Source organism: Verrucosispora sp. SN26_14.1, from assembly GCF_004307965.1.
Lineage (GTDB): Bacteria > Actinomycetota > Actinomycetes > Mycobacteriales > Micromonosporaceae > Micromonospora.
The window spans coordinates 1-24098 of sequence record NZ_SISL01000009.1; the positions used below are offsets into that span (position 1 = coordinate 1).

Here is a 24098-nt window from a genome sequence, read left to right on the forward strand (position 1 = left end):
ATAAGCGCCAGACGGAGGGGCCGGCCGGGGCGCCCGCGCCGGAGGCGGTGGCTGACGACGATGACGAGGACGGCTCCGGGTTGGCCGTCGGCCTGGGCGTTGCCGGGCTGGTCGCCGGGGTCGGTGGTCTGGTGCTGGGCGGGCTCGCGTTCTCGCGTACCCGCCGGGACGCCGGCCCGGCCGACCGCGACGGCGAGGCGACCTCGACCTCCTGACCGCTCCGGTTGTCGCGGGCCCGCCGGGATGTCCCCGGCGGGCCCGTCCGCTTTCGGACCCGCTGCCGTGGATATCCGCAGATCAGCCGTTCGCCGTGGGTAAGGTCTGCCGGGTATCTCGCTACGGAGGGGGACAAGGCGGATGCGTTTCGTGTGGGCGTTGGCCGGGATGGTGCTGCTGATCACCGGCACCACCGCGTTGCTCGGTGCCGCCGGGCTCGGCCTGTTGACCAGTCACGCGGATCCGGGCGGGGGGTTCACCGCCCGCGTCGAGACGGTGCGGACATCCGGGCACGCGGTGGTGGTGGCCGACCTGGACGCGCTGCTGCGGCAGGAGATGCCGTTCAGTCGGGTCGGGCAGGCGCGGCTGCGGCTGGAGGCACGCACACCGGACGGCCCGGCGTTCGTCGGGTTGGCCCCGGCCGACGAGGCGCGTCGCTGGCTGGCCGGGGCACCGCACGCGGTGGTGCAGCGGACCGTCCTGGCCCGGGGCCCGCTGCCGGTCCGGCTGGAGCACCGCGCCCCGGAGGTCGGCACGCCGCCGACCGTGCCGGCGGCCCCGGCCGCACAGACCTTCTGGGTACGCGCGGGTGCCGGCGTCCTCGAATGGAGTCCCGGGGAACTGGCGGGTCAGCGACTGAGCCTGGTGCTGATGCACCCCGACGGCCGGGCCGACCTGGCCCTGGACCTGCGCGCCGAGTTGCGGGCCGGTTGGGTCGCGCCGGCCACCTGGGGCTCGCTGGCCGGCGGCGTCCTGCTGGTGGTCCTCGCGGCGCTGGTGCTGCTGCGCCCGGCACGCCCGCGCGAGGTGGTCTTCGTGGTCGAACCCGACCAGGTGCCGGTGCTCGCCGGCCGGCTCGGCGTCAGCTCGCTCAGCGGCCTGGGCACCCCGCCGTCGCCACGTGCGACGCCCGAGCGGCAACTGGTGTCGGTGGCCGCCGCGCCCCGGGCGGCGATCGCCCCGGTGCCGCGTCCGGAGACCCTGGCCGACCTGCCCGCCCCGCACCATCCGCTGCGTCCGCCCGCCCCGCCGTCCTGACGGTCCCTCGGTGGGCGCCGGGGCAGCCGTCCTGACGGCACATCGGTGAGCACCGGGACGGGTGGGGCGGGCCCTCCGCGCTGCCGACGTGGAGGGCCCGCCCATCACCGGGGGATATCGGTGCCCATCGGAGGGATGATGCCTCTACGGGCAGATTACCGGTGAATGGTCGTCTCGGGAAGAGTGTCCGCTTCGTGCGACTCGGTCAGTGGCCGGTCCACCCGCGGACGCACCGGCAGCACGACCAGCAGCAGCAGGCAGAGCAGCACGTACGCGTTGCGGAGCACGAACTCCCACGGCGTCTGGGTGGGTGTCGGAGTGACACCCCAGTCGTAGAACGACACCACGCCGTACACGATGATCATCGAGGTGCCGAGCGCGAGCCAACTCAGCCGGCGGCGCCGCCGCGCCCCCTCGGGCGTGCGGGGATCGGTCCGCAACGCCGCGTCGATCAGGATGATCACCGCCGGGACGAACCAGTAGATGTGGTGCGTCCAGGTGATCGGGCTGATCAGGGCGGCGACCAGGCCGGTCAGGGTCAGCGCGGTGAGTGCGTCGCCGGCCTGGGTGGCGCGTACCGCCCGCCAGAGGCCGTACGCGACGACGGCCGCGACCAGGGGCAGCCAGATCAGCCGGCTCGGCTCCTCCGGCGCGGTCAGCCTGCTCAGCAGCCCGAACAGCGACTGGTTGCCGGTGTAGTCGGTGCGACCGACCCGGTCGGTGGCCCACAGCTCGTGCGTCCAGAAGCGCCACGAGTCGCCGGGTGCCACCGCCGCGGCGAGCAGGGTGGCTCCGGCGGCGGCCGCGCTCGCCACCACCGCCGCGCGCCAGCGCCGGGTGGCCAGCAGATAGACGATGAAGATGCCCGGGAAGAGCTTCAGCGCCGTGGCCAGCCCGATGCCGATCCCGGCCCACCGGCTGCCACGGGGTACGGCGAAGAGCAGGTCGGCGAGGATCAGCACCACCAGCAGCATGTTGATCTGTCCGAAGGTGATCGTCTCCCGGGTGCTCTCCACGCCGAGGACCAGCAGCGCGCCCACGGCCAGGGTGAACGCGTACGGCAGGCGGTGCCGGCGGATCACCGGGTCGAGCAGCCACTTGGTGGTGACCACCACGCCGAGCACGGTCAGGCCGGTGAAGATCGCCACCGTGGCGCCCAGCTTCAGCAGGGAGAACGGCAGCAGCAGCAACGCGGCGAACGGGGGATAGGTGAAGAAGAGCTCACCCTGCACCCGGTCGGGTTGGGCGTAGTCGTAGAGCGGATTGCCGGCGGCCCACCAGTCCATCGCCGCCATATAGATCTTGAGGTCGAAGAAGTCGTGCACGGTGCCCGGCAGGTAGAGCACCGGCAACACCGAGGCGAGCGCCAGTGCCCCGACGATCCGCCGTGCGGTGCGGCCACCAGGGTCTTCGAGGTCGACGCTGGACGGTGTGGCGGGTTCGGCGGGCACGGGAAAGACCCTAGCGGTCGGTCGGGCCGGCGGCGCGCAGCCACGGTGCGTGGGCTGCGCGTAGGCTGTGCCGATGGCTGATCTTCTCGTCTGGATCGACTGTGAGATGACCGGGCTCGACCTCGGTGGCGACAGGTTGATCGAGGTGGCCGCGCTGGTCACCGACCCCGATCTGCGCGTGCTCGGCGACGGCGTGGACGTGGTCATCCACGCCGACGACGCGGCGCTCGACGCCATGCCGGAGATCGTCCGCACGATGCACGGCAAGTCGGGGCTGACCGAGGAGGTTCGCCGCTCCACGGTGAGCCTGGCCGAGGCCGAGGAGCGGGTGCTCGACTACATCACCAGTCACGTGAAGGATCCACGGACGGCACCGCTCTGCGGCAACTCGATCGCCACCGACCGGGGATTCATCGCCCGGGACATGCCCCGTCTCGACGCGCACCTGCACTACCGGATGATCGACGTCTCCTCGATCAAGGAGCTGTGCCGCCGGTGGTACCCCCGGGTGTACTTCGGCCAGCCGCAGAAGGGCCTCGCCCACCGGGCGCTCGCGGACATCCGGGAGAGCATCCGCGAGCTGGAGTACTACCGGCGCACCATCTTCGTACCGCTGCCCGGTCCGGACGTGGAGAGCGCCAAGGCCATCGCCGCCGACCTCTGAGCGTCCCGGCAACCCGCTGGACGCGGTCGACCACGGTGGGGGTATGATTTCTCCGCACCCGCACGGGCGATGAGTTCGGGCGCGGCGGCATGGTGGCTGTAGCTCAGTTGGCAGAGCACCGGGTTGTGGTCCCGGTTGTCGTGGGTTCAATTCCCATCAGTCACCCGGAAAGTGGATCTACTCCACAGCAGCTCAGGCCCCGTCTTCGGACGGGGCCTGAGCTGTCGTAGGGGACTGGTAGGGGAACCGGGACGCTACGACCCGTCCTGGCGCCGCGCGATCCCGTCGACATACCCCTCGGCGTATGCCTGGGCGCGGACCTCGTCGACCTCGTTCCGCTGCACGACGCGGGTCTGGCCCGGCACCGTGGTCGCGTCGACGGGGCTGCGCGGTGCGGCAGCCTGCGAGATGTAGGTCTGGCCCCCGCGGTGCCGGACCTGCTCCTGGACTTCCGCGAGCTGCGCGCTGAGGCGGTCGACCTTGGCGGTCAGCGCGATGAGTCCCCGGACGAGCTCTTCCTTGCCGGTGTAGAGGTCCCGTCGCCGCTGCGTGTCACTCGATCGGGTGATCCATCCGCAGACGCCGACGATGTAGAAGGTGGCGAGGAGCACATACGTCTCGGTGGCGAGCGTGAGGGGGGTGAGGTGGCTGACCAGATAGAAGACGATGGCAGCGGTCAGCGTGACTGCCCCGAGCACGAGATAGCCGCACTCGGTTCGGCTGCGCGTACGAGTTCCCCACGTGGCGTTCATCGACGCAGTCTCCCTGATCACACTTGCCCCGGGACAAGTCCGATCGATGGGATTTGCAGATCGCGAAACATGAGTGATCGCTGGGCAACACCCTGTTCACCTAAGCGGTAAAGATCCTGTCCATATGACCGGGGTCACACCCCCCGCGTGGCCAGCTCATATCGGTGTGCGGGCCACAGGTCCATCAGCCCATCGGCATGCGTGACGACGAGCAGCGGCACGCCCTCCGGCATCTCGTATGTCTCACGCTCGGACGGGGTCGGGTTGCGGGACGACACTCGATCCTCGGCGTCGATCCACACTGTCTCCCGTGGCTGCTGAGCGCGCACCACCACACCGTATCCGCGCATGAACATCGCGAGGCCCTCGCTGCGGATCTGGTCGACGGCACGCCGGGCGGTCTTCTCGGCGACGCCGTACGTCTGCATGATCGTGCGCTCGGACGGCAGGCGGGCGCCGGGCCGCAGCTCGCCGGTGGTGATGGCGTGGCGGAGCACGTCGGCGATGTGCTGGTAGCCGACCGGGTCGTTCCCGCCGATGATCACTTGTGGAGGGTAGGGTCTGCCTCGCGCGTGACAGGTGAGATAGCTGGCTAGCCCAATCGACCTGCCTGGGGGCCGTGATGGACGATCCGTACCCGCCCGCGAGTCCGGTCCCCGATGGCGACCGCCAGCCACACCCCTGGCCCCGTGAGCCTCTGCCGCGCCGTCATCTGGCCGCTGGCTGGCTGGTCGCCGGGATCGTGCTGCTGGTGATGGTGGCGGGCATCTTCGGGTGGCTGTCGTGAGCCGCCTGGATGAGCCGGCCGACGAGGCGTCGCTGGTGGTGGCGGCTCAGCGGAGCGTCAGGGCGCATGCGGCTGGTCGGCGCTGCCATCTGGGGTGCCCGGGTGCCGGGTGTGGCCAGCATGCGTGGGCGCGGACGGTGGTGGATGAGGATGGTGCGCCGAGGGTGTGAGACGACGATGCGCCCCCCCGGCCGGGCTGGCTGGTGGGGCGCAGTCGTGTGCGGGGTCGGGTCAGGTCAGTTCGGCGCGCAGGTGGGCGAGGACCGGCTCGAAGACGCCGGGCAGCAGTTCGTCGACTTCGGCGAGGGTCAGCCAACGCACTTCGGCGAGTTCGTCTTCGTCGCCGACGATCGTGTCGAGCTTCCCGGAGGGTTGACACGCCAGGTAGATCATGGTGCGGCCGGTCTTGGGGTGGACGCGGCGGCCGATCTCGCGTTCTCCGGCGGTGACCAGTAGGCCGGTTTCTTCCTTGACTTCGCGGACGGCGGCGTCGGCTGCCGACTCGCCGGGCTCGATTTCACCGGCGATGAACGTCCAGGGTGGCTTGCCGTCGTGGCGGCGGCCGGCGAGGACGCCGAGGTGGCTGGTGACGATGGCGGCGACGACGGGACTGGGTTCGGGTGTCGTGGCGGGGTCGGGCACGTGATCCCCCTTCGGGCCGGCCGGGTTGAGTCGCTCGGCGATGAGCTGGTCGACGCCGGCTGCTGCGACTCGCCGGTGTCCTCCGCGTGTGCGGTAGGAGGCGAGTGAACCGCTGGTGGCGAGGTCGTCGATCTCGCGGCGGATGGTCGATTCGGCGTCGTGGAAGCCGGCGTGCCGGTATCGGGCGATGACTTCGCCGAGCGTGAGCCACGTGCCGTCGCCTGCCACCAGACCTCCCAGACCTGTCGAGTTGGTCAAGTCTCGCAGACGTGGAGCGGCGAGGGCGACGGTCGGGCGGGGTGGGTCCACCGTCTTCATGACACCAAGTCTGTCAGACCTTTCAAAACTGTCAACGGTGTGCCATGCTTGCCGCCATGCAGATCCCCAAGCCGCTCCAGGACGCCTGGGCCGCCACCCTCGACTGGGTCGTCGGCTACGGCCAGCCGCTGCTCTTCGGTGCCGGCGTGGTAGCTGCGCTGCTCGCGCTCGCACTGATCTGGCGGTTCCTACGCACCGGCGAGGTGCACGAACGCCTCGGCACCGTGGCCGTCACCCTCGCCACGCTCTTCGCCATGGAGGGCATGTACGAGGTCGCCAACGGGCCCCTCGGCCTCAACGTCCCCGGCAGCCTCATGTTCTGCGCCACCTTCGAGGTGGTCATGCTTCACCAGGGCAGCCTCGCCGCCCACAAGCTCGCCGCTGCCGCCGACGGTCCGGCGCCGGACATCAGCCGCCACATGAAGTTCGTGTGGCTCGTCGCGGTCACCTCCGGCGTCATCGCCTCCACCGCCTCCAGCTCCGTCACCGAGGTGGTGCTGCGGCTCGCCACCCCGCCGCTCGCCGCGGGCATCTGGTACATGAGCCTCTACGCCGACGTCGAGACCGCCGAGCGGCAACCCTCTCGGTGGATCTGGACGCCGCAGCGCATCGGCGTACGCCTGGGCCTGCTCAAGCCGGGCACGGTCGACGACTTGACCGAGGTGTTTCAGCAGCGTCGCATCGCTGCCCTGGTCGACGCGGGCATGGAGTTGTACGTCCAGCAGCAGGCCGCGCGGCTCAACGGCGCCCCCGACAAGACGTCGCGGTGGCCGTGGCGTCGCCGCGACCAGCTCGCTGACGCTCTGCGCCGTCTCCAGCACCTGACGCGGGCCGCCGACGCCGAGACGGTGCGGGCGGCCCGCGAGCAGCTTCGCCGCGTGCTGTCCATCGAGACGGAGCTGTTCCGCGACGACACCCAGGCGGACCAGAGCGAGCGCCGAGCGATGGACGATCTCCGGTTGGGTATGCGGATCGCGACCACCTCGCTGGGCCGCCAAGCGGACCAGATGCGGGAGGTCGCCGGCATCCGGATGCCGGCCTCCATCGCGGACCAGATCCCGGACCACATCCCGGCGGGATGGATGGACCAGCACCGGACCAGTCGCACGGACCATATCCGGACCAGCCTGGCGGACCAGACGCCGGCCATCGAGCGGACCAGTCACGTGGACCAGGAGCGGACCAGTCACGTGGACCAGGAGCGGACCAGCCCGACCGGTCCGGACCAGACCGCGACCAGGGGCGCTGTGCCCGCCACCCGGTCTACTCCGGCGCAGCGGACCACCGCCCGCGTGGACCGCGTGAGGCCCGTCAGCCCGGCTGCCGGCGGCGAGGTTCCGCCCAAGGTGCGGGAGATGGCGAGGGCGCTCGCGAAGAAGTTCCGAGGCGAGATTCCGGCCCGCGCAGAGGTCATGCGGGTCATGGGCTGGTCCTCGGCGGACTACACCGGCAAGGCCATCAACTTGGTCCGCACCGAGCGGGCCGAGCGGACCAAGAAGGAGGACTGACCAATGGCGAGAACGGACCGGTGCTTCACCTGCCGCAACGTCGTCGAGTTCGTGGACGTCAAGGACCCGTACTGGCGGCACGCCGGTACCGACGGCGGTAACGCCCACCCGGCCCGGCCGCTGAGCGTGCTCAAGGAGCGCCTGTTCGCCGCCTACGACGCCGACCCGTCGATGTCGTACGCCGAGGTGGAGGCCCGCAAGGCGTTCGTCTCGGCCCGGGGTCCGCGTGACGCGACCGTGGTCGCGGACCTCAGGCGCTACCGCCTCATCCCCCGCTGACCTGCAACAACAAGGCGCGGGGCCGGCCCCAACCTTCCACAGCCGGACCGGCCCCGCCTCTCTCCCGAAGGAGGAGAACAGTGTCCCATCACTCGACTGAGCGGCAGCGCAACGGTGACCCGAGCGGCGGTCGCCTGCTGTTCGTGTTCGCTGTGCTGATCGTGATCGCCGGCCTGTTCGGCGGCGTCCTCGGTGCCATGTCTGCGGGGTCGCTGTGACCCAGACGGTGACGCCCCGTAACTCTGCACCCTGCAGTGCAGAGTCCAGGGGGCCGCAGTTTGAGCGCGAAACCCGTGTTGTGGAGGCGGAAACTCTGCATTCTGCAATGACGGAGGGTGACCGTCGCCCGTGGACGTCGGCGGACTGGATCAACAAGTTCCGCGACCACGTGACGCCGCCGCCGATGCTGACGGAGCGTCGCCCGGCGGTGGAGACGATGCGCGACTACGCCCGTCGGGGCCGGTTCGCCGCGTCGAAGGGTCTGCTGCGTAACGCGGGGATCGCCTGGTGTCGGTTCGTGGCCGTGCCGAGCGTGGTCGTGGCCCGCACGTGGGAGTGGTTGACGGAGCGTCCGGCCCGGTTCGTGGTCGTCGCGGTCGTCGTCAAGCTGCTCACCTTCATCCCCCCGGTCGGCTGGCTGGTCGACCACGTCATCACCCCCAGCGTCAACGCGGCGCTGTGGCTGTTCCTCTGAAAGGAGGTGATCGTCATGAGGTTCTTCGCCACCGCCCGGTCGAAGGGCGTCAAGGTGCTCGCCTGGACGTCCATGGGCACCGCCCTGGTCGGCGGTCCGCTGGTCGCCGGCATGTTCCTCGGCGACGCCATCGACACCGTGTTGGAGGCCATCCCGTGGGGGTGGATCCCGCCGGTGGTTCTCGGCGTCCTGGTCGTGCTGCTGCTGCGCGACATGCTCCTGGACTGGGAGCCCAACCGCATGGCCATCTGGAGCCTGCTGCTCATCCCGTCGGTGGCGCGCGCCACCCCGGGTCGACTCGGCGACCGGATCGACGAGTGGACCGGTGCCGCGCTGGAGTTGGTCGCCGAGCCGCTGCGCGTGTGGTTGGGCACCAGCTCGCCGATCGCCTTGGCCTTGTTCGTGGGGGCCACGGCGATCCTGCTGGCGCAACGGTCCGTGAAGGGCATGACCCGGCAGGCCGCGACTGCGGACGCGTGGTGACCTGATGGAACCGATCAGCATTCTGCTCCTGGCTGCGGTGCTCACGAAGATGGTGGGCACCCACCGCGAGGACATGGAGTACGCCCGCCAGGGCAAGGACTCGCCGCGCTACCGGATGAAGATGGCGCGGGCCGAGGCGGCGCGGCGTGCGGGTGAGGCCGGGGTGCGTGCCCCGGCCCGCCCGGGCGCGAAGGGCTACTTCGCGGAGCTGTGGTACGACGCCTGGGACGACCTGGCGGCGCACCGGCAGCGGGTGCGGCAGGAGCGCCGCGACGGTGTCCGGCCGACCCGGCGACAGCAGGCAGCGGCGGTGTCGGAGTGGGCGAAGCGGAGCCTGAACCGGCGCCCGGACGGCCAGCCGGTCGACGATATGGTCGACGTGGCCGGGGTCCGGCCCGACCCGGCCCGCTCGTATGACCCGAACAACACCCGCAACTGCGGGGTCTGCAAGGGCGAGGTGGTGCTGGACGGACGTCCGTGTCCGCGCTGCCTGGCCGAGCAGGAGCGCCGCAACGCCGAGTGGGAACGCGAGCACGGCGAGCCGGAGTGGCTGACCCCGGACCTCGACGAACTGGACGAACCCACCACGGTGGTGCACGACAAGCCCAGCCCGCCGACCCCGCCGCGGCGGATTCCCGAGCCGCAGGACGCGTGGGACCGGCTCAGGGAGGGCTTCGCTGCCGCACGCCTGTTGCAGCGCCCGCCGGGCATCACGAACTGCGACAAGTGCGGGCGTGAAGCGCACATCAACGACCTGACGTGGATGTCGAACGGCAGCGACATGCAGTTGTGGTGTGACCGTCACGAGCGGCCGGAAAGGCCGAAGCAGCCGGAGGGTGAGGTCGACCTGACCGCCGACGACGTGCTCTCCAACCTGCTGGGCGGCCCGGCCGGTGCCGGTCACCCCCGCTGCGACCGCTGCTTCAAGGCGTTCACCGTCACCGCGGACAACCGCACCGTCTGCGGCTGCACCAACCAGCCCGACGACAACACCCCGCTCGCCACCGTCATCCCTCTGTTCCCGAACCCGAAGACCGCAGAGAAGGAGATCAGCATGGCCACGTCCGAGGTCAACGGCCTGTCCACCGCCCTGGCGTTCGCCGAGGCCGCCAGCAACGCCCACCAGTCGTTCGCCACCACCGGCGCCGAGGGCTACGTCGGTGCCCTGGAGAACGGCGGCAACTCCGGCGAGGTGCTCACCTCCGCCCGGGAGGCCATGGAGGCGTCCGGTATCGCCGCCGACAAGTGGGCCGCCCACCAGGCGGTGCTGGCGAAGCAGATGAACATCAAGGAGGGCTACGCGGACAACCCGGACGCCGCCGACAAGGGCTTCCTGCTCAACGGCTGAGCCCCGGCTCCCGCCGTCGGGCAGCGCGCCTTTTCGACGCGCTGCCCGCGCGGGGGAAGCCGGAACTCTGGGAGTTGAGATGAAGATCGAACGCTGTTACTTCGGCACCGCGCTCGCCGTCCGCGCCATCGGCTGGCGGTGGCGTTGGACGAAGAAGGGCCCCTGGCACTACCGCTGGCGGCCGATCATCACCGAGCCGCAACCCGCTCCGACCACCGACACCACCGCCTGAGAACGAGGGCAGCCATGGACACCACCGAGACGCCGACCGTGGGCGGCCTTCGCCCGCACCTGGCCCCACACGCCGCCGTCGGGGCCCTGGTCGTCGCGGCCGGAGCGACCCGCCTCGCCGCCACGCTCGTCGGCGACGAGCAGGCCGTGGCCGTGTGGGTCGCCGGCAGCGCCTTCGTGATCGCCGTGGTCGCCGCCACCCGCATCCGCCGCCGCGTCTTCGACAAGAAGGCCCGACGGCGGGCGTACGCATTCCTCGCGGTGGCCGTGGGCTGGCTGACCGGCGTCACCGCGGTGGGCTTGTCGCTGGGCGCCGTCGGGCTGCTGATGGCCCTCGGCTACGGCCTGTCGATGCACTGGTGGCGGCAGCACCCGGTCGGTCTCATCCAGCCGAAGGCAACCCGATCCGAGTATCAGCGGCGGTGGGCGGACAACGTCGGCTGCGACGGCGGCGCGCTGCCCGGTTCGCGTCTCACCAACCCTGAGTCGATCCCCTCGGGCGTGCGGTTCACGCTGCGCCTGCGGCCCGGCAGACAGCACCAGGGCATGCTGATGGAGAAGATCCGCACGGTCCGCGGCGGCCTCAAGCTGCTGGCCGACCAGGAACTCATCGTCGAGCAGCACCCCACCGAGCCGGAACCGACCGCGCTGGTGACCATCGTGACCCGCTCCCCGGTCAAGCAGACGGTCCTCTGGTCGGGCCCCGATGCGTTCGACGCCGAGACCGGGCAGGTTCGCCTCGGCCCGTTCACCGACGGCGAGGGATACGCAACCTGGCAGGTCTACACCGAATCGCGGCTGCTCGGCGGCTACCTGCAGGGCGGCACCAACGGCGGCAAGTCCCGCACCATGGAGATGCTCGCCCTCACCATCGCCGCGTCGAGGTCCCACCCGACGGTGATCCTGTACGCCGACGGGCAGGGTGGCGCATCGTCGCCGCTGCTGATGGACCACGCCGATGTGAAGGGCCGCACGCCCCAGCAGGCGCTGACGATGCTCGAAGGCATGTACCTGGTGATGCAGCTGCGTCAGGACGAGAACGCGGTGATGGGGCTGCGCGGGTTCGTGCCGGCTGACGACCGTCCCGGCCTGCTCGGTTTCCTCGACGAGTGCCACAAGCTGCTCGACAAGGCCAACAATCCGGCGCTGGCGGCGCGTACCCAGTTCCTGGTAGCGGCCATCGCCAGCGAGGGTGGCAAGGTCGGTGTGGCGTTGGTCCTCGCGTCGCAGCAGTCGACCCTCGACGCGTTCGGCGGGGCTGGCAGCCCGTACGCGGAGAAGATCCGGGGCAACCTGCTGACCGGCAACGGGGCGATGTTCAAGGGCAAGGACGCCAACGCCAAGACGGTGTTCAGGGTGGAGGTCGACCCGCGTACGTTCCCGGACATGCCGGGCTACGCCTTCCTGGTGAACCCGCGCCCGGGTGCCCGGTCGGCGCCGTTCCGCAGTTGCTACCTCACGGACGAGATGGCGGAGGAGTGGCCGAAGCGCATCGTGTGGCGGTCCCTCGACACCGGCGCTGCGGCGGCGTGGGGTGCGACGTATCTGCGGCGGCACGAGCTGGCAGAGGAGGCGCTGGAGGATGCCCGTCGCCGGATCGCTGCCCGGCGCGCTGGAGTGGTCGTTGACGAGCCGACGCCGCGACCGCAGCCGACGACCGGTGGGGACGGCGCAGCGTTGCAGGTGTTCGGGGAGGTGCAGGCGTTCCCGTCCTGGGCCCAGTTCGAGGCTGAGGCGCGGACCGAGGCGCGGAAGACGCTGAAGGAGGGCCACGAGAAGGTGCTCGCGGCGATCCGCGCCGGCTACTGGAAGCCGTCGACCATCAAGGAAGCCACCGGCTACAGCGAGCGGCAGGTGCACAACCTGCTGGGTGACCTGATGGTGGCGGGGATGGTGGTCAAGCCGGAGGGCAGCTACGGCCGATACGAGGTCGCGCCGGCCGCCTGACCTCCGGACACACGAAAGCGCCCCACCGGCCGCCATCAGGCAGCAGGTGGGGCGCTTCGATGTTGGTCGGCGCTACCGTCCTAGAACCGGTGGCACCGCGCCGTGGAGTCTACCGGCCGGGTGCGACCGGCGTTCGGGAGCCGATGCCGTTGTCCGACACCGCCGGAGCCACCGCGACACCCGCCGCCGTCAACCCCGCCAGCACCAGCACGATCCACTCCCCGGCGTCCAGCCCACCCAGCACGCTGGTGGCCAGCGCCTGGAGGACGGCGAGGATCACCGCGACGGCGGTCTTGCCCCACCGGTACTGCGGGGCGAGCGGCACCAGGTACACGCCGATCGCGGTGGCGGCGGCGATGCCGACCTGCACGATCTCCGTGGACCCGATGTGGTTGTCGCCGCCGAGTGCGGCGTACAGGGCGACCAGCACGGCGCCCAGGACAGCGGCCAGAGCCTTGCCGTACTTCTCCATGATCTCTCCTACTGTGAGGGTGTGACGAGGTACAGGCAGGTCAGCGGCGGTGTCGCCGAGGTGCCTGAGGTGTGCCCTGCCGGGCATCGCGACCCGGGCGGACGCCCGCGCACCACCCCCGGGTGGGGGCAGTGCCAGGTGTGCAGTGAGATGGGCCGTCAGTGGCGGTGTCAGGCCGACGGCTGCCGGTGGGTGGTGCAGCACGACCACCCGTGGCAGTGGCCTACAGGTGGCGGCCGTTGATGGTGCCGCCCGGGTCGCGGACCATCACCAACAGCGGCTCCGGCACGCCCGGCGTCGACAGGATCGCCGCCCGCCACGTCCGCAGCGTCGCCACCGCAGCGTCGATCTCCCCGGCCAGCTCCCGCATCTGCCGGCGTGTCTCCGCCACCTCCACGCGGGCGGCCGACGCTTCCCGCTCCGCTTCGGCGGTGCGTTCTTGTAGCTCGTTGACCTGCTGCAACGCGCTGTCGGTGAGTACCTTCACCGCGTCGGCGCGGGTCTTCGGCCGGGCCAGCATGCCCGCGATCAGCGTGGTCACCACCCCGGCCAGCCCGCCTCCGCCGACGGCTGCCGCGAGCAGCGCCCACACGTTGCCGGTCACCGTCCGCCCTCCTGTCGCAGCACCCGCATGCCCTGCCACACCTGCCAGCCGCGCCACGCCGACGCCACCGCCCAGGTGAGACAGAACCCGGCCGCGAAGCTGACCCTCGGTGAGCCGGTGGACAGCAGCGCCAGCCCGTACAGCAGCGGCGCCGCCACCTGCCCGTGCATGGCCGCCAGCTCCAGCACCAGCGCCCGGTAGGTGTTGGGCATGGCGATCGAGATCAGGCCGATGATGCCGGAGCCGAGGAGCAGCACGTACCAGGTCCACAGCACCCACGGGTCGACGAGCTGCTCGATGGTGCCCGGTGGCCGGGCCCCGGCGACGAACAGGGTGCCGACCACGGCGCTGAGGGCGAGGAACATGACCTCGTGTGGCCTGTGGCGGCCGGTGACGACGATCGTCGCCACCTGGGTCAGCTCTGCTTGCCGTAGACGGGTTCGACGGAGGTGACGACCATCCGGAACGGCGTCGCGAGATTGCCAGGCTCACCGTCCTTGCCCGCGAAGCGCTTCGCGAACAGCTCGTCGAGACGCGTCCACGTCACCGCGAGGGCCTTCGAGCCGTCGGTTTCCACGCCGTGCGCCTTCTCCGCCGCGGCGACCGCCGCCGCCGTGCCGGGCCCGTACTTGCCGTCCACGTCGGCGGCCTTGAGGAAGCCGAGCTTCACGAGCCGGTACTGGAGGTACTTGACGCCCTCGCCGTCGTTGCCCTGCTGAACGAACATGTCGGTCCCCCCTGTGCTGTTGTTGCTGCTGCCAGTGGCCCTGATGAGGCCGATGTGGATGAGGTAGCGGCGCTTCACCGCCGACAGATCCGCGTCCGCCTTGATGGCGTCGCGGAAGTACGACTCGTGGGTGTGCGTCAGGTGCGACCGATCGCCGGTCGCACGCCGGCCCAGCCGGTCCCAGCGGCGCACCACCTTGCCGTCCGGCGAGTAGATGACCTCGCGGATGTGCTGGGTGTCGGCGGCACCTGCCGCGCACTGCCGCACCAGCCACGTCGAGTAGTGCCGCAGGTCGAAGACCCCCAGCGGGGTCCGCACCCGGAACATGCCGACGTCGAGGGCCGCCGCGTCCAGGGTCAGGCCAGCCTTGTCGCGGGGCGACTCGACCACCGAGTAGTCGTTCGCGACGACCCGGTCGGAGCCGCAGTGGTAGCCGCCTCGGTGGTTGGCGTCGGGCACGATGCCGACCTCCCACGCCGGGGAGCCGAGCGGGTCGAGAATCGTCACCCCGGCGGCTTGGGCGCCGGGGCCGAGGTGCTCGATGAGGAGCCGTCGGGCGGCGAGCAGGTTGGCGGGCGCTCTGGTCACAGTTGCCTCAATTTCTGGACGGTGGCGAACGACCCGCTGGCCAGGGTGGTGGCGTTGGCGTTGCTGGTGTTCTGTGCGAACTGGAACACGACCTCGCCGCCGCCGCTGACGATGAGCCGCTCCTGGATGAGCTGCGTGGCCGCGTTGTCGAAGTGCGTCACCAACTGCTCCTCGTTGATGGTGGCGATCTGCCGCAGTCGAATGTCTCGGATCGCGGCGGTGCCGGTGTTGGCCGACACCGTCTGACCGGCCGACAGGATGTCCCGCGAGGTGAGGGCGACGGTGCCGGTGTAACGCCAGCACCAGCGGATCCCGCCGCCGAGCGACGTCCACCTGGCCGACAGGTTGATTTCGGTGAGGCCGTCGACGGGGCAGATGATCGCGCTGTCCGCGACAGTGACGGTGCTGATGCGCGTCGCTGCGACGCTCTGGGTCACGTAGGACGCGACCAGGTCGGCGAAGTCGTCGGCGGTGGGCACCATGCCCGCGTAGAAGTCGATGGTCATCGGCACCTCACAGGGCTAGGGCGTTGGCGGGGCTGCCGGCGGCCACATGGGTGGTGCCGCCGGTGTTGACGGCCACCCACCGGATGGGGCGGGTGCGGCGCCACACGGTGGCGGTCAGGGAGATGTCGCGGCCGGTGTCATCGACGCGGACGGTGGCGTACTGCTCGCGGCCGGGCCACATGCCCTGGTCGTACTGCGCCGTCCAGGTGTGGGGTGAGGCGTCGAGGCCGGCGCACAGGACGACAGGGAAGCCGCCGTGGGCGTTGCCTGCCGCCGAGCTGATCGCGAGGGTGTGCGCATCGGCGTTGATCATCACCATGCGGCGGTGCCAGTTCCGGGCCTGTAGCCAGCCGACGATCGTGGCCCGCTCCGACGTGAAGCCGGCCCAGGTGTCGGCGCCCAGCCCGAGCCACGGCGTGGGCATGTGCCAGACGAGCGCCTCGGCAGTCGACGTGGCCAGCAGGGTCTGGAGCCACGCGAGCTGGGCCGCGCCGAGCATCGTGGAGCCGGGCACCCGCGCCGACCGGGTGTCGGACAGGATGTGCAGCACCCGGCCCGTCTGCCACGAGTAGAACACCGGATTCCCGGCACCGAGCGGCAGCGTGGGGGTGGCGATCCGCTCGCGGTACACCTGTAGGTAGTTGGCTCGGCCGGGCGACGTGGAGTCGGAGTCGTTGGGCCCGTAGTCGTGGTCATCGTGCATCCACGCGAACTGGGCGCTGCGGTACAGCTCGTGCTGGCGCGGCTGCGCGAACACGTCGTCTAGGGCGCCCCGGTACTGGGCGACGCTCGCCGCCGAGCTGAGCCCGTGGCTGCCGCTGCCCAGGTCGTAGTAGTGCAGGTCCCCGTGGTGGATGACCGCCAGCCACCCTTCGGCCAGCGCCCGTTGCCGGATCGTGTCGAAGATCGGGTGGTTGCTGAGCCGGGACACCGCCGCGCCGGTCACGCCTGGTACGACCGGTGTGATGCCGGCGTCGCCGATGCAGGCGACGGTGTACGACGCCGGGTCGCCCACCGGCGCCGGATCGGTCACGAACGTTCCGGTCACGCTGGTGTCGACCACGCCGTTGTCCTCGACGCGCCACCAGTAGCGGGTGCCCGGCGTCAGCCCGGACCATCCGCCCTTCACCTGCCCGGTCGAGTTGACCGTCAGGGCCGACGACCACACCGGTGAGCTGAAATCCGGCGCCGTGGAGCGACCGATGCGGATCGTCGGGCCGGTCGTGACCCGCACCGACACCGCCATGCTGGTCGGACCGCCGTTGCCGTTGATCATCCAGATGACAGTCACGTCACACCCCCCACCGTGCGACCCGCACCCGCGTACCCGCCGGATGCTCGATCGCGATCCCGTTGACCGCCCTGGTCACGCTGAATAGCTGCGGCGAGGAGGTGTCGGTGATCGCGTCGACCTGCACCACCTCCGGACCCACCCACACGAACATCGGAAAGTCCTGCGGCCGTTCGCTGCTGGTGATCCACCGCTTGCGGCCGGGATCGGTGGCCACCAGCAGGTCCGTGGACGCCACCAGCGCTGACGTCGCCAGCTCCGATCCGGCCGTATCCAGTCGGCCGCGCGCCTGGTCGCCTACCACGAACACCCCCCACGGCGACGCTGGAGACGTGTTGATCTCCGCCCGCCACTCGTACTTGTCGATGGTCTCGGTGTAGCCCTCGATGATCTGATCGATGACGCCAGGGCCCATGGCCTCCGGCACGCCGGTCACGGTCATGCGGGAGCCGATGTCGCAGGCCAGCCACGCGGCGATGGCGGGCGTGGTGGCCGGACGCCGGAAGTTGACGCTCAGCACGGGATAGCGCAGATCGTCGACGGTGCCGAGGTGCACCCGCCACGCCGCCCGGTCCCGCAGCCGGTTGTCGCTGGACAGGTTGATCGCCGCCGACTCGTCATAGCGGCCGAACTCGGCGACATGCGCGTCGTCGACGAACTGCGCCGAACCGCCACCGGTGCGGCTGACCGTCCAGTCGTTACGGACGTACCGGTCGTCATCCGTCGGCGCCAGCGGCGGCGCCAACTGGCTGTACGTCAGCGGCAGCGCGGTCGGCTGGTTGTACCGGGAGACCCGAGGTAGGTAGGCGAATCGGCCATCGCGGCCCTCGAACAGGGTGCCCCCGTCGGCGTCCTCGACGTCCCGCATCACCGCCATCAGCGTGCCGGGCGGCTGAGGACCCATGCTCGTGCCCGTCGCACCCACCGGGGCGAGCTGCACACCCGCCGTCGCACAGGCACGGACCAGACGATTCGCGGCCGGCTCCCGCACGTAGCCGCTGGCAGGCCAGATCGTCTGCGGTGGCGCGGTCGTCAGGTTGACGGCGTAGAGCTGCGACCAGCCGGAGCCGCCCGCCCACACCGTCTCCACCTGGCTGAACCCGTCGTGCCCCCACGGGAAGCTACCCAACGTCGACGCGTAGTTCATCCACTGGAGCGATCCCACGGCGTGCAGAGAGGCGTGCAGCCGCAGCGCCGGCAGAAGATCGGGCCGCTCCAGTTGGATGCGGATGCCCACCCACCCCTCGGACGGGTGCGCCACCGACCACGGCGCGAACAGGCTGTGCACCGTCGCACCCGCACTGTCCTGCGCCACGATGGTCAGGCCGGTCTCGTTCGCCCGAATGACCAGCCGGGACACCTGTTCGCTACGCACGCTGATGACCGCGATGTCGATCGGCGTGGAGCCCAGCGTCGTGAACGCCCGCCAGTACCAGCCGACCGTCGCGAGGATCTGCCCGCCGACACCGATCTGCTCGACGGTCGGCACCGGCATCACGATCCGCGCCGCCGCCGACTCCAGACGGGCCACCGACAGCGACCCCGGCATGCCCTCGTCGCGCTGCCCCCACTCCACCGCCGCCGCGGTGGCGCGCGGCTGGCCGGGCACACCTCGGGTCGGATCGGTGGTGGTGGCCGAGTCCTCGAGCGGCAACCACGCCGTGAGCACGCTCTGACCGGACAGGAACTGGGTCAGCGGCGACCGCAGCGGACCACCCTTGAGCAGCCGATGCATCACCCCCGACGCCTGCACCTCGACCACGTACGTGTCGATCGCCCCGTCGACCAGCCGCGGTGCCAACTCGTCGATGACGCCGGTCATGCGGACATGCCAGACGCCCGCGACCTGAACCAGCACCCGAAGGCCCCAGCCACGCCGCAGTCGCAGGCCACCGGCGTGATCGACGGCAAGGACGCAGCGAGACGGCTGCGTCTCACCCGCCTCGTCGGTGCGCCCCCGAGTGATGCGCACCCCCGGCCGGACCTCGGAGGTGACCGTCTGCCACACCCACCCGGCCGGGTCCGACGCCGGATCAACGCCGGGTGCCACCTGAACCCGGACTTGCAGCGGGAAGGTCACCGCTTCTTCCTCCCGAAGGTGTTCTGCACGTCGCCGCCGTTCAGCTCGACCTCGCGGCGAAACTCGCGCAGCACGCCGTTGCCCTCGAGGACGACCACGTGCCGGTGGATGTGTTCGACGACGGTCCGGCCACCGCCGGCCATCGCCCCGACGCCGGGGACGACGGTCTCCGGGCCCCGCTCCGCGAAGCTGTAGCTGCGGCCCGTGTCGACGCCGATGCCGTACACCGGCTCACGGATCACCCCGCCGTCCGCCATCGCGATGTGGATGTGGTTGCGGTGCGCCTCCATCAGCGCGTTGCTGAACGAGCCCTTGTTGACGCCCCGCGTGTACGCGTAGTCGCGCCGGTTCGTGCGGTGGATCAGCTCCAGGGGACGCCACCCCGTCATCAGCGTCGACAGGGCGTCCTGGTTGTAGCCCATCCAGTCCACGGCCCGACCCGACCCGTGCCACAGCGGATCGCCCGGCCGGTAGCCGTTACCGAACGAGCCGGACAGGGGGCCGGTGGCGCGGATCCGGGCCACGATGCCCCGCCACACGTCGGAGTCACCGCGCTGCGCCGACGGGGACGGCGGCCACGGCCCGAAGTTCGGCGTCACCTGCGCCGCCACCTCACGCCACGACGGCACCTTCGTGTACTCGGCGGTCACCGGGAACGGCCACCGCACCACCCGACCACCGTTGTAGTAGCCGTGGACCTGGCCGGTGGCGTTCATCTCCTCCAGCAGACCCGGATGCCGCTGCTCGATGCGCTGCCGCGACTCCTTGCGGATCACGAACTCGTCGGCGTGCACCACACCCGCCGGGGTGTACTTGCCGCCCGGGCCGGTCCACCCGCCGTCCGCGAACGCGTTCAGCTTGTCGTAACGGCGCTGCTCCTCGGCGATGGTCGTGCCCTTCGCCAGAGCGCGCTGACGCACGTACATCTCACCGAGCTTGTCGCGGGCCTTCTTGTCGCCCACCACCTCGACAGTGGTCCGGGCGGTCCGGGGGATGTCCCGGTACGCGCCGGTCAGCTCCTCGACGGCCTCCTTGGTGAACCCGGCCTGACGCATCGACTTCCGCAGGCCGTCGATGTCCTTGACGTAGCGCCGGTTCACCTTGTCGAGCGACTCGCCCTGAGCCAGCCGGGCGTCCCGCTCCTCCTTGATCGTGTCGATGCGGTCGAGGATGGCCTTGCGGTTGGCCTTGCCCGACTCGGTGGTGATGTCGATCGTCGACTTGTGCTTGCGGAACGTCTCGTCGAGCGCCTCGATCGCGTCCGCGCTCTTGAGGGCCGCCCGGTCGGCCGTCATCTGCGACTCGAACAGCGAGTCGAACGCATCCTTGAGTTCCTGCGTCCGCTTCGCCGCCTCCTCGGCCGCCTTCCCGACCGACCCGACCGCACCAGCAGCCTTGTCCGACGCCGGACCGGCCGTCTCCAGCGCGGCCACATAGCCGGGGAAGATCTTCCGCAGCTCATCGACGGTGACGCCCTGCTTCGCAGCCTCCTCGGAGAGCTTCGCAAACACGGCCGCCGCCTGATCGGCTTGCCCCTGCTGGACCATCCCGGCGAGGGCCTGGTCCATCGCCTCCACCCGCTCACGGGTCTTCGTGAGGGACCGGTTGGTGCCGTCCAGGCCGGGGATCAGCGACTCCAGGCCGTCTTGCAGCCGCCGCGTCCACTGCCGACGCGAGTTGTCGGTGTCGGCCAGGTACTTCATCCCGGTCGACAGGTCTTCCATGTCCTTGCCGAGCACCCGGGCGGCCTCGCCCGCCAGATGCCCCGACTGCCCCCAGGTGGCGAGGCCCTTGCCGAGCGCTTCCACCTGCGGCTTGAGGTCTGTCTGGAGCGAGCTGAGGGCGGCACCGGCGAGCTGGAGCGCCACGAACGCCCCGGCCGCCCTCGTCGCACCACGCTGCGCGGTCTCCAGGCCCCGGGCGGCTTGGCGGCCCGCTGGACCCGTCGCCCGCAGTTCGGACAGCATCTCCTGGTTGGAGCGGCGCGCCTTCACCCACCCGGCACCGAGCAGCAGCAGGCCACCGGTCAGGCCGGTCACCGCCAGCGCGGTCCCGGACACGGCCGGCGGCAAGCTGCCGAACTGGGCCACCACGCCTTCGGCGGCCTGCGCCAGCCACCGCAGCCCACCCGCACTACCCTCGCCCGCCTGGATGGCTAGGTTGTCCAGCTCGCCGCGCAGCCGCTCCAGGTCACCGATCAGGTTGTCGGTCTTGAGCCGCGCGGTCTCGGCCGCGTAGCCCTGGTCATCGACCTTGTCGATCCAGCCCTGGATGCCGTGAGCACCCTGCTCGTAGAGGATCGACGCGGCCCGGATCGCGTCCGAGCCGAAGATCTGCGCGAGGGCGGCGTTGCGCTGCTCCTGGGTGAGCTGCCCCAACTGCGTCTTGAGCTGCCCTGCCAAGTTGACGATGCCCACGAAGTTGCCGTTGGCGTCGTACGTCACCAGGCCGAGTTCCTCCATGAGGTCGGCGGCCTTCTCCGTCGGATTCGCCAGCATCAGCATCGCGGTCTTGAGCGACGTGCCGGCGTCCGAGCCGAGCAGGCCCGCGCTCGCGAAGCTGGCCAGCGTACCGACGGTGTCCTCGATGCTCAGCCCCATCTGCGCGGACACCAGACCCGCCTGCGACAGGGCGTACCCCATGTCGTGCACGCTGCCCTGAGCCTTGCCGGCGGCGGCGGCGAGAAGGTCGGCGATGTGCGGAACCTTGCTGCCGTCGAGCTTGAACTGCACCATCGCGCTCGCGGCAGTCTCTGCTGCCTCGGCCACGTCGAGCTGACCGGCGGCGGCGAGGTCGAGAGCACCAGCCAGACCACCGCGCAGGATGTCGGCCGTCGCCACACCGGCCTTGGCCAGCTCCTCGACTGCCTGACCAGCCTCGGTCGCCGAGTAGGCGGTGTCCTTGCCGGCCTGCATCGACGCCTCGCGCAGCAGCTCCATCTCCTGCGCACTCGCCTGCGTCGCGGCCTGGACCGACGACATCTGCTTCTCGAACTTGGCGAACTCGTTGATCGCGAAGCCGTACGCGGCCACCAGACCGGCGCCCATCAGCGCCGCCGAGTCGGCGACCTGGTCGAGCTGGCCGCCGGTGGCCGCCTTGTTCATCTCGGCGGCGAAGTCCTTGGTCGACTTGCTGGCCTCATTCAGCCGGGCCTTGTAGCCGGCGACGTCAGCCTGGATCCGCACCCCGATCGTGCGCAGCGCAGCCACCCGTCACCCCCTCTCGTCGACCATGCGGACCTGCCACAGACGGGCGCCGCCGATGACGTCCTGCGTCTCAGCGGCCTTCTGCGCCTCCAGCAGCGCCAGGCGGGCCCGGCACACCTTCCGGTCCGCGACGAACTGCGGCCCGCCCTCCTCCTCGGAGGTGACGTCGGCGTACCGCTGGCCACACCCGCACGGGCAGCGTTGGGCCCGGTACTCGGCCCACGCGTCCACCCACGCCTGCTGGTCCTGGTCCCACTCGCTCTCCGGCTGCGACCAGGACCGCACCAGCCGACCGGACTCGTCGTACTCGTACTCGGTGGTGGTGATCGGCTCCCAGCCGCCGAGGCGTTTCAGGCTGATGCCCCGCCGCTCAGCCGCCTCCAACCGATCCCGCAGCAGCGGATCGGCGGCGATGCGGCCTACGAGAAAGGGATGTTCAGCCGGTGCCGGGAGATCCGCAGCACCTCGTCGGCCGCCTGGTGCTGCTGCGGCATGGGCAGAAGCGCCGGCTGACCGTCGGTGCCGAGCAGACGACCCCAGTCCTCGTCATCGAGCTGCGGATCGACCACGGCGGCACGCAACAGCCCACCCGGGAAGGTGCTCGTGTTGAACTGCGAGTCGGTGTCCCGCAGGTCAGCCTCGACGCCGTCGCCGCCACGACGGGGAGGATGCGCCAGACGCACACGCTCCCACTCGTCGTCGTCGAGTGGCCGGATCGTCAGCATCACCTTGTACTCGTCGAGCCGATCGCGGAGCTGCTGCACACGCTCACGCTGCTCGACCACCGCCTGACTGGTCGGCACCGACTCCAGACTGTCGCCGTAGGTCGACGTGTCGGCGTCCGGGGCGCGGCTCTCCGCGTCCTCCAGGTCGCTGAGCGCCTGCTGGTACTCGTCGAGGAGGTTGTGGTCGAGCCCGAGGTACACGGGGATGCGCTTGGTGTTGTGGCTGGCCTTCTTGATGCGGTCCTTGATGCTGGTCATGCTCGTGTCCTGGCCTTTCGCCCTGGCCCTGGACATGAAGCGGGGGCAGACCGGCCAGGTGGTCTGCCCCCGCGCTCAGGGTCAGGCGACGACAGCCCGCAGGGCCGGCTGCTCGCGCATCTTCAGCGGCACCTCGAAGCGCTCCACCGTGTTGGCCTCGGGGTCGAGCCACGCCGTCTCGCCGCAGATCACCGGGTACACCTGGACGTCCTGGCCGGACGCGTAGGCGGTCGCCGCCGCCACCGACCGTCGGATCACGATGAAACCCTCGGTGTCCGGGGTCATGGTCGTGTAGACCACGTCGCTCCCGGTCTGCTTCTTGAAGCGCATCATCGTGCCCGAGAAGCTGCGCCGACCGTTCGTGTTGGTGTCGAAGGTGTCCTCCAGGCCGGTCACCGGCACGTCCGCCGTCTCCGGCCGGAACCCGGCCAGGCCGTCGGCGGTCGCCCACTGGCTGACCCGGATGCCCGCGTTCAGCTCGGACGTGGTGGGGGCGTTCTTGTTGGCGATGGCCGGAACCCAGTCCGCCCTGGTCTTACCGTCGCCGGGGATGTCCGCCATGTCCTACTTCTCCTTGGTCTTCGCGGCCGGAGCCGGCTCGGTCGTCACGGACTTCTCGACGGGCGCGGCGACCTGCGCCGGCAGCACGTCGGCCGGCTGGTCGGCGTTGAACGGGCTGGTGGGCTCGGGCGGGTCGCTGGGGTGCCAACCCTTCGCCTGCCACAGCTCCACCGCGCCGGCCGGGAACTTCGCCCGCTGGCCGTGGTCCTCGTGCCGCAGCCAGACGTGCGTCACACCAGCCAGGGCCTTCTCGCCGTCGACCACCGACCAGCCCAGCGGCTTCCACCGGTCCCGCTCGTCGGCACCCTCGACCAGGGCGGCGGCACCGTACCCGTCGGTCATCCAGTAGGTCGTCTTCGCCATCGCTCGCCCTCTCAGCAGCGGATCAGCTTGTAGGTGACCGACGTGGCCGACGACAACGTCACCGTCGCCACCCCCGTGGCCGGATTCACGTGGCCCGGGCTGAGCCGGAACCAGCGGTCGGCGCCGTTCGCCACCGCCTGCGGGGCGGCCGTGCCCGCGTTCCCGACCCGGGTGACACCCGGGTCGGCGAGCGTGACGTTGACCGGCGACCCGCCGCCGTTGATGACCTGCAACAGCGCGCCGTTGACCCCGATGTCGGAAGCCGACACGGTGTCGGAGGTGGACATGGCCGCCGGAGCGACGGTCGTCGCCGCGCTGGTGACCGAGGTTGCGGTGAGCAGCGCCATGCGGCGGCCCCT

At 70.7% G+C, this 24098-nt stretch carries 26 protein-coding genes, 1 tRNA gene and 2 pseudogenes; 12 read left to right on the forward strand and 17 right to left on the reverse strand.

The features are described 5' to 3' along the window. Both EYA84_RS32330 and EYA84_RS33290 read left to right on the forward strand, forming a co-directional pair. Nucleotides 1-215 (forward strand): annotated as a pseudogene (locus EYA84_RS32330) (hypothetical protein); the annotation flags it as partial. Between the two features lie 670 nt (nucleotides 216-885). Then, nucleotides 886-1254, forward strand: a pseudogene (locus tag EYA84_RS33290) (hypothetical protein); the annotation flags it as partial. 155 nt (nucleotides 1255-1409) lie between these two features. Here EYA84_RS33290 and EYA84_RS01895 read toward each other — a convergent pair. After that, nucleotides 1410-2705, reverse strand: coding sequence for a glycosyltransferase family 87 protein (locus EYA84_RS01895; protein WP_131051244.1), 1296 nt, complete (start codon nucleotides 2703-2705; stop codon nucleotides 1410-1412). 67 nt (nucleotides 2706-2772) lie between these two features. Between EYA84_RS01895 and orn the strand changes: the two genes are divergently transcribed. Both orn and EYA84_RS01905 read left to right on the forward strand, forming a co-directional pair. Beyond that, nucleotides 2773-3369: an oligoribonuclease gene (gene orn, locus EYA84_RS01900; protein WP_201272270.1), complete on the forward strand. Its 597-nt coding sequence runs from the start codon at nucleotides 2773-2775 to the stop codon at nucleotides 3367-3369. 92 nt (nucleotides 3370-3461) lie between these two features. After that, nucleotides 3462-3534 (forward strand) — tRNA-His (locus tag EYA84_RS01905). 89 nt (nucleotides 3535-3623) lie between these two features. Here the strand turns inward: EYA84_RS01905 and EYA84_RS01910 are convergent. The 3 genes from EYA84_RS01910 to EYA84_RS01920 form a co-directional block, all read right to left on the reverse strand. After that, nucleotides 3624-4121, reverse strand: coding sequence for a hypothetical protein (locus tag EYA84_RS01910; RefSeq protein ID WP_131051246.1), 498 nt, complete (start codon nucleotides 4119-4121; stop codon nucleotides 3624-3626). A gap of 134 nt (nucleotides 4122-4255) precedes the next feature. After that, on the reverse strand, nucleotides 4256-4666 hold the full coding sequence (locus tag EYA84_RS01915; protein ID WP_161594886.1) for a winged helix-turn-helix domain-containing protein: 411 nt from the start codon (nucleotides 4664-4666) through the stop codon (nucleotides 4256-4258). Nucleotides 4667-5139: 473 nt separating this feature from the next. Next, nucleotides 5140-5868: an NUDIX hydrolase gene (locus tag EYA84_RS01920; protein WP_131051248.1), complete on the reverse strand. Its 729-nt coding sequence runs from the start codon at nucleotides 5866-5868 to the stop codon at nucleotides 5140-5142. A 56-nt stretch (nucleotides 5869-5924) separates the two neighbouring features. Between EYA84_RS01920 and EYA84_RS01925 the strand changes: the two genes are divergently transcribed. From EYA84_RS01925 to EYA84_RS01950, 8 genes are all read left to right on the forward strand, one after another. Further along, entirely contained in the window at nucleotides 5925-7376 is a 1452-nt protein-coding gene (locus EYA84_RS01925) for a hypothetical protein (protein ID WP_131051249.1), read from the forward strand. A 3-nt stretch (nucleotides 7377-7379) separates the two neighbouring features. Continuing rightward, nucleotides 7380-7655 (forward strand): hypothetical protein, encoded by a 276-nt coding sequence (locus EYA84_RS01930; protein WP_131051250.1) that lies wholly within the window; start codon nucleotides 7380-7382, stop codon nucleotides 7653-7655. Between the two features lie 80 nt (nucleotides 7656-7735). Further along, on the forward strand, nucleotides 7736-7873 hold the full coding sequence (locus EYA84_RS32335; protein ID WP_161594887.1) for a hypothetical protein: 138 nt from the start codon (nucleotides 7736-7738) through the stop codon (nucleotides 7871-7873). Nucleotides 7874-7980: 107 nt separating this feature from the next. Next, nucleotides 7981-8349 carry a hypothetical protein gene (locus tag EYA84_RS01935; protein ID WP_131051251.1) on the forward strand — a complete coding sequence of 123 codons (369 nt, stop codon included), beginning with the start codon at nucleotides 7981-7983 and terminating at the stop codon, nucleotides 8347-8349. 15 nt (nucleotides 8350-8364) lie between these two features. Next, the gene (locus EYA84_RS01940; RefSeq protein WP_131051252.1) at nucleotides 8365-8832 is read left to right on the forward strand and encodes a hypothetical protein; all 468 of its coding nucleotides are present in this window, start codon (nucleotides 8365-8367) and stop codon (nucleotides 8830-8832) included. Nucleotides 8833-8836: 4 nt separating this feature from the next. Then, nucleotides 8837-10180, forward strand: coding sequence for a hypothetical protein (locus EYA84_RS01945; RefSeq protein WP_131051253.1), 1344 nt, complete (start codon nucleotides 8837-8839; stop codon nucleotides 10178-10180). 79 nt (nucleotides 10181-10259) lie between these two features. Further along, nucleotides 10260-10412 carry a hypothetical protein gene (locus EYA84_RS32340; RefSeq protein ID WP_161594888.1) on the forward strand — a complete coding sequence of 51 codons (153 nt, stop codon included), beginning with the start codon at nucleotides 10260-10262 and terminating at the stop codon, nucleotides 10410-10412. A gap of 14 nt (nucleotides 10413-10426) precedes the next feature. Continuing rightward, nucleotides 10427-12358 carry a hypothetical protein gene (locus tag EYA84_RS01950; RefSeq protein ID WP_131051254.1) on the forward strand — a complete coding sequence of 644 codons (1932 nt, stop codon included), beginning with the start codon at nucleotides 10427-10429 and terminating at the stop codon, nucleotides 12356-12358. Nucleotides 12359-12467: 109 nt separating this feature from the next. Here the strand turns inward: EYA84_RS01950 and EYA84_RS01955 are convergent, their stop codons facing one another. The 13 genes from EYA84_RS01955 to EYA84_RS02015 all read right to left on the reverse strand — a co-directional run bounded on the left by EYA84_RS01955 (nucleotide 12468) and on the right by EYA84_RS02015 (nucleotide 24086). After that, nucleotides 12468-12830 (reverse strand): hypothetical protein, encoded by a 363-nt coding sequence (locus EYA84_RS01955; RefSeq protein ID WP_131051255.1) that lies wholly within the window; start codon nucleotides 12828-12830, stop codon nucleotides 12468-12470. 223 nt (nucleotides 12831-13053) lie between these two features. Next, entirely contained in the window at nucleotides 13054-13434 is a 381-nt protein-coding gene (locus EYA84_RS01960) for a hypothetical protein (protein ID WP_131051256.1), read from the reverse strand. Next, nucleotides 13431-13844: a hypothetical protein gene (locus EYA84_RS01965; RefSeq protein WP_131051257.1), complete on the reverse strand. Its 414-nt coding sequence runs from the start codon at nucleotides 13842-13844 to the stop codon at nucleotides 13431-13433. Before EYA84_RS01965 ends, EYA84_RS01960 begins: the two co-directional genes overlap by 4 nt. Nucleotides 13845-13849: 5 nt before the next feature. Further along, a complete protein-coding gene (locus tag EYA84_RS01970; protein ID WP_131051258.1) occupies nucleotides 13850-14749 on the reverse strand; it encodes a peptidoglycan-binding protein in 900 nt (299 codons plus the stop codon). Beyond that, the gene (locus EYA84_RS01975) at nucleotides 14746-15255 is read right to left on the reverse strand and encodes a hypothetical protein (RefSeq protein ID WP_131051259.1); all 510 of its coding nucleotides are present in this window, start codon (nucleotides 15253-15255) and stop codon (nucleotides 14746-14748) included. Before EYA84_RS01975 ends, EYA84_RS01970 begins: the two co-directional genes overlap by 4 nt. Before the next feature lie 7 nt (nucleotides 15256-15262). Continuing rightward, nucleotides 15263-16546, reverse strand: coding sequence for a metallophosphoesterase family protein (locus tag EYA84_RS01980; RefSeq protein WP_131051260.1), 1284 nt, complete (start codon nucleotides 16544-16546; stop codon nucleotides 15263-15265). Nucleotide 16547: 1 nt separating this feature from the next. Continuing rightward, nucleotides 16548-18368 (reverse strand): hypothetical protein, encoded by a 1821-nt coding sequence (locus EYA84_RS01985; RefSeq protein WP_131051261.1) that lies wholly within the window; start codon nucleotides 18366-18368, stop codon nucleotides 16548-16550. Nucleotides 18369-18622: 254 nt separating this feature from the next. Next, nucleotides 18623-21835: a phage tail tape measure protein gene (locus EYA84_RS01990; RefSeq protein ID WP_131051262.1), complete on the reverse strand. Its 3213-nt coding sequence runs from the start codon at nucleotides 21833-21835 to the stop codon at nucleotides 18623-18625. A gap of 3 nt (nucleotides 21836-21838) precedes the next feature. Next, nucleotides 21839-22216 carry a hypothetical protein gene (locus tag EYA84_RS01995; protein ID WP_131051263.1) on the reverse strand — a complete coding sequence of 126 codons (378 nt, stop codon included), beginning with the start codon at nucleotides 22214-22216 and terminating at the stop codon, nucleotides 21839-21841. Between the two features lie 35 nt (nucleotides 22217-22251). After that, the gene (locus EYA84_RS02000; protein WP_131051264.1) at nucleotides 22252-22815 is read right to left on the reverse strand and encodes a hypothetical protein; all 564 of its coding nucleotides are present in this window, start codon (nucleotides 22813-22815) and stop codon (nucleotides 22252-22254) included. Nucleotides 22816-22896: 81 nt separating this feature from the next. Next, nucleotides 22897-23376, reverse strand: coding sequence for a hypothetical protein (locus EYA84_RS02005; protein WP_131051265.1), 480 nt, complete (start codon nucleotides 23374-23376; stop codon nucleotides 22897-22899). A 3-nt stretch (nucleotides 23377-23379) separates the two neighbouring features. Next, nucleotides 23380-23739 (reverse strand): hypothetical protein, encoded by a 360-nt coding sequence (locus tag EYA84_RS02010; protein WP_131051266.1) that lies wholly within the window; start codon nucleotides 23737-23739, stop codon nucleotides 23380-23382. An 11-nt stretch (nucleotides 23740-23750) separates the two neighbouring features. Beyond that, the gene (locus tag EYA84_RS02015; RefSeq protein WP_131051267.1) at nucleotides 23751-24086 is read right to left on the reverse strand and encodes a hypothetical protein; all 336 of its coding nucleotides are present in this window, start codon (nucleotides 24084-24086) and stop codon (nucleotides 23751-23753) included. Nucleotides 24087-24098 lie beyond the last annotated feature (12 nt).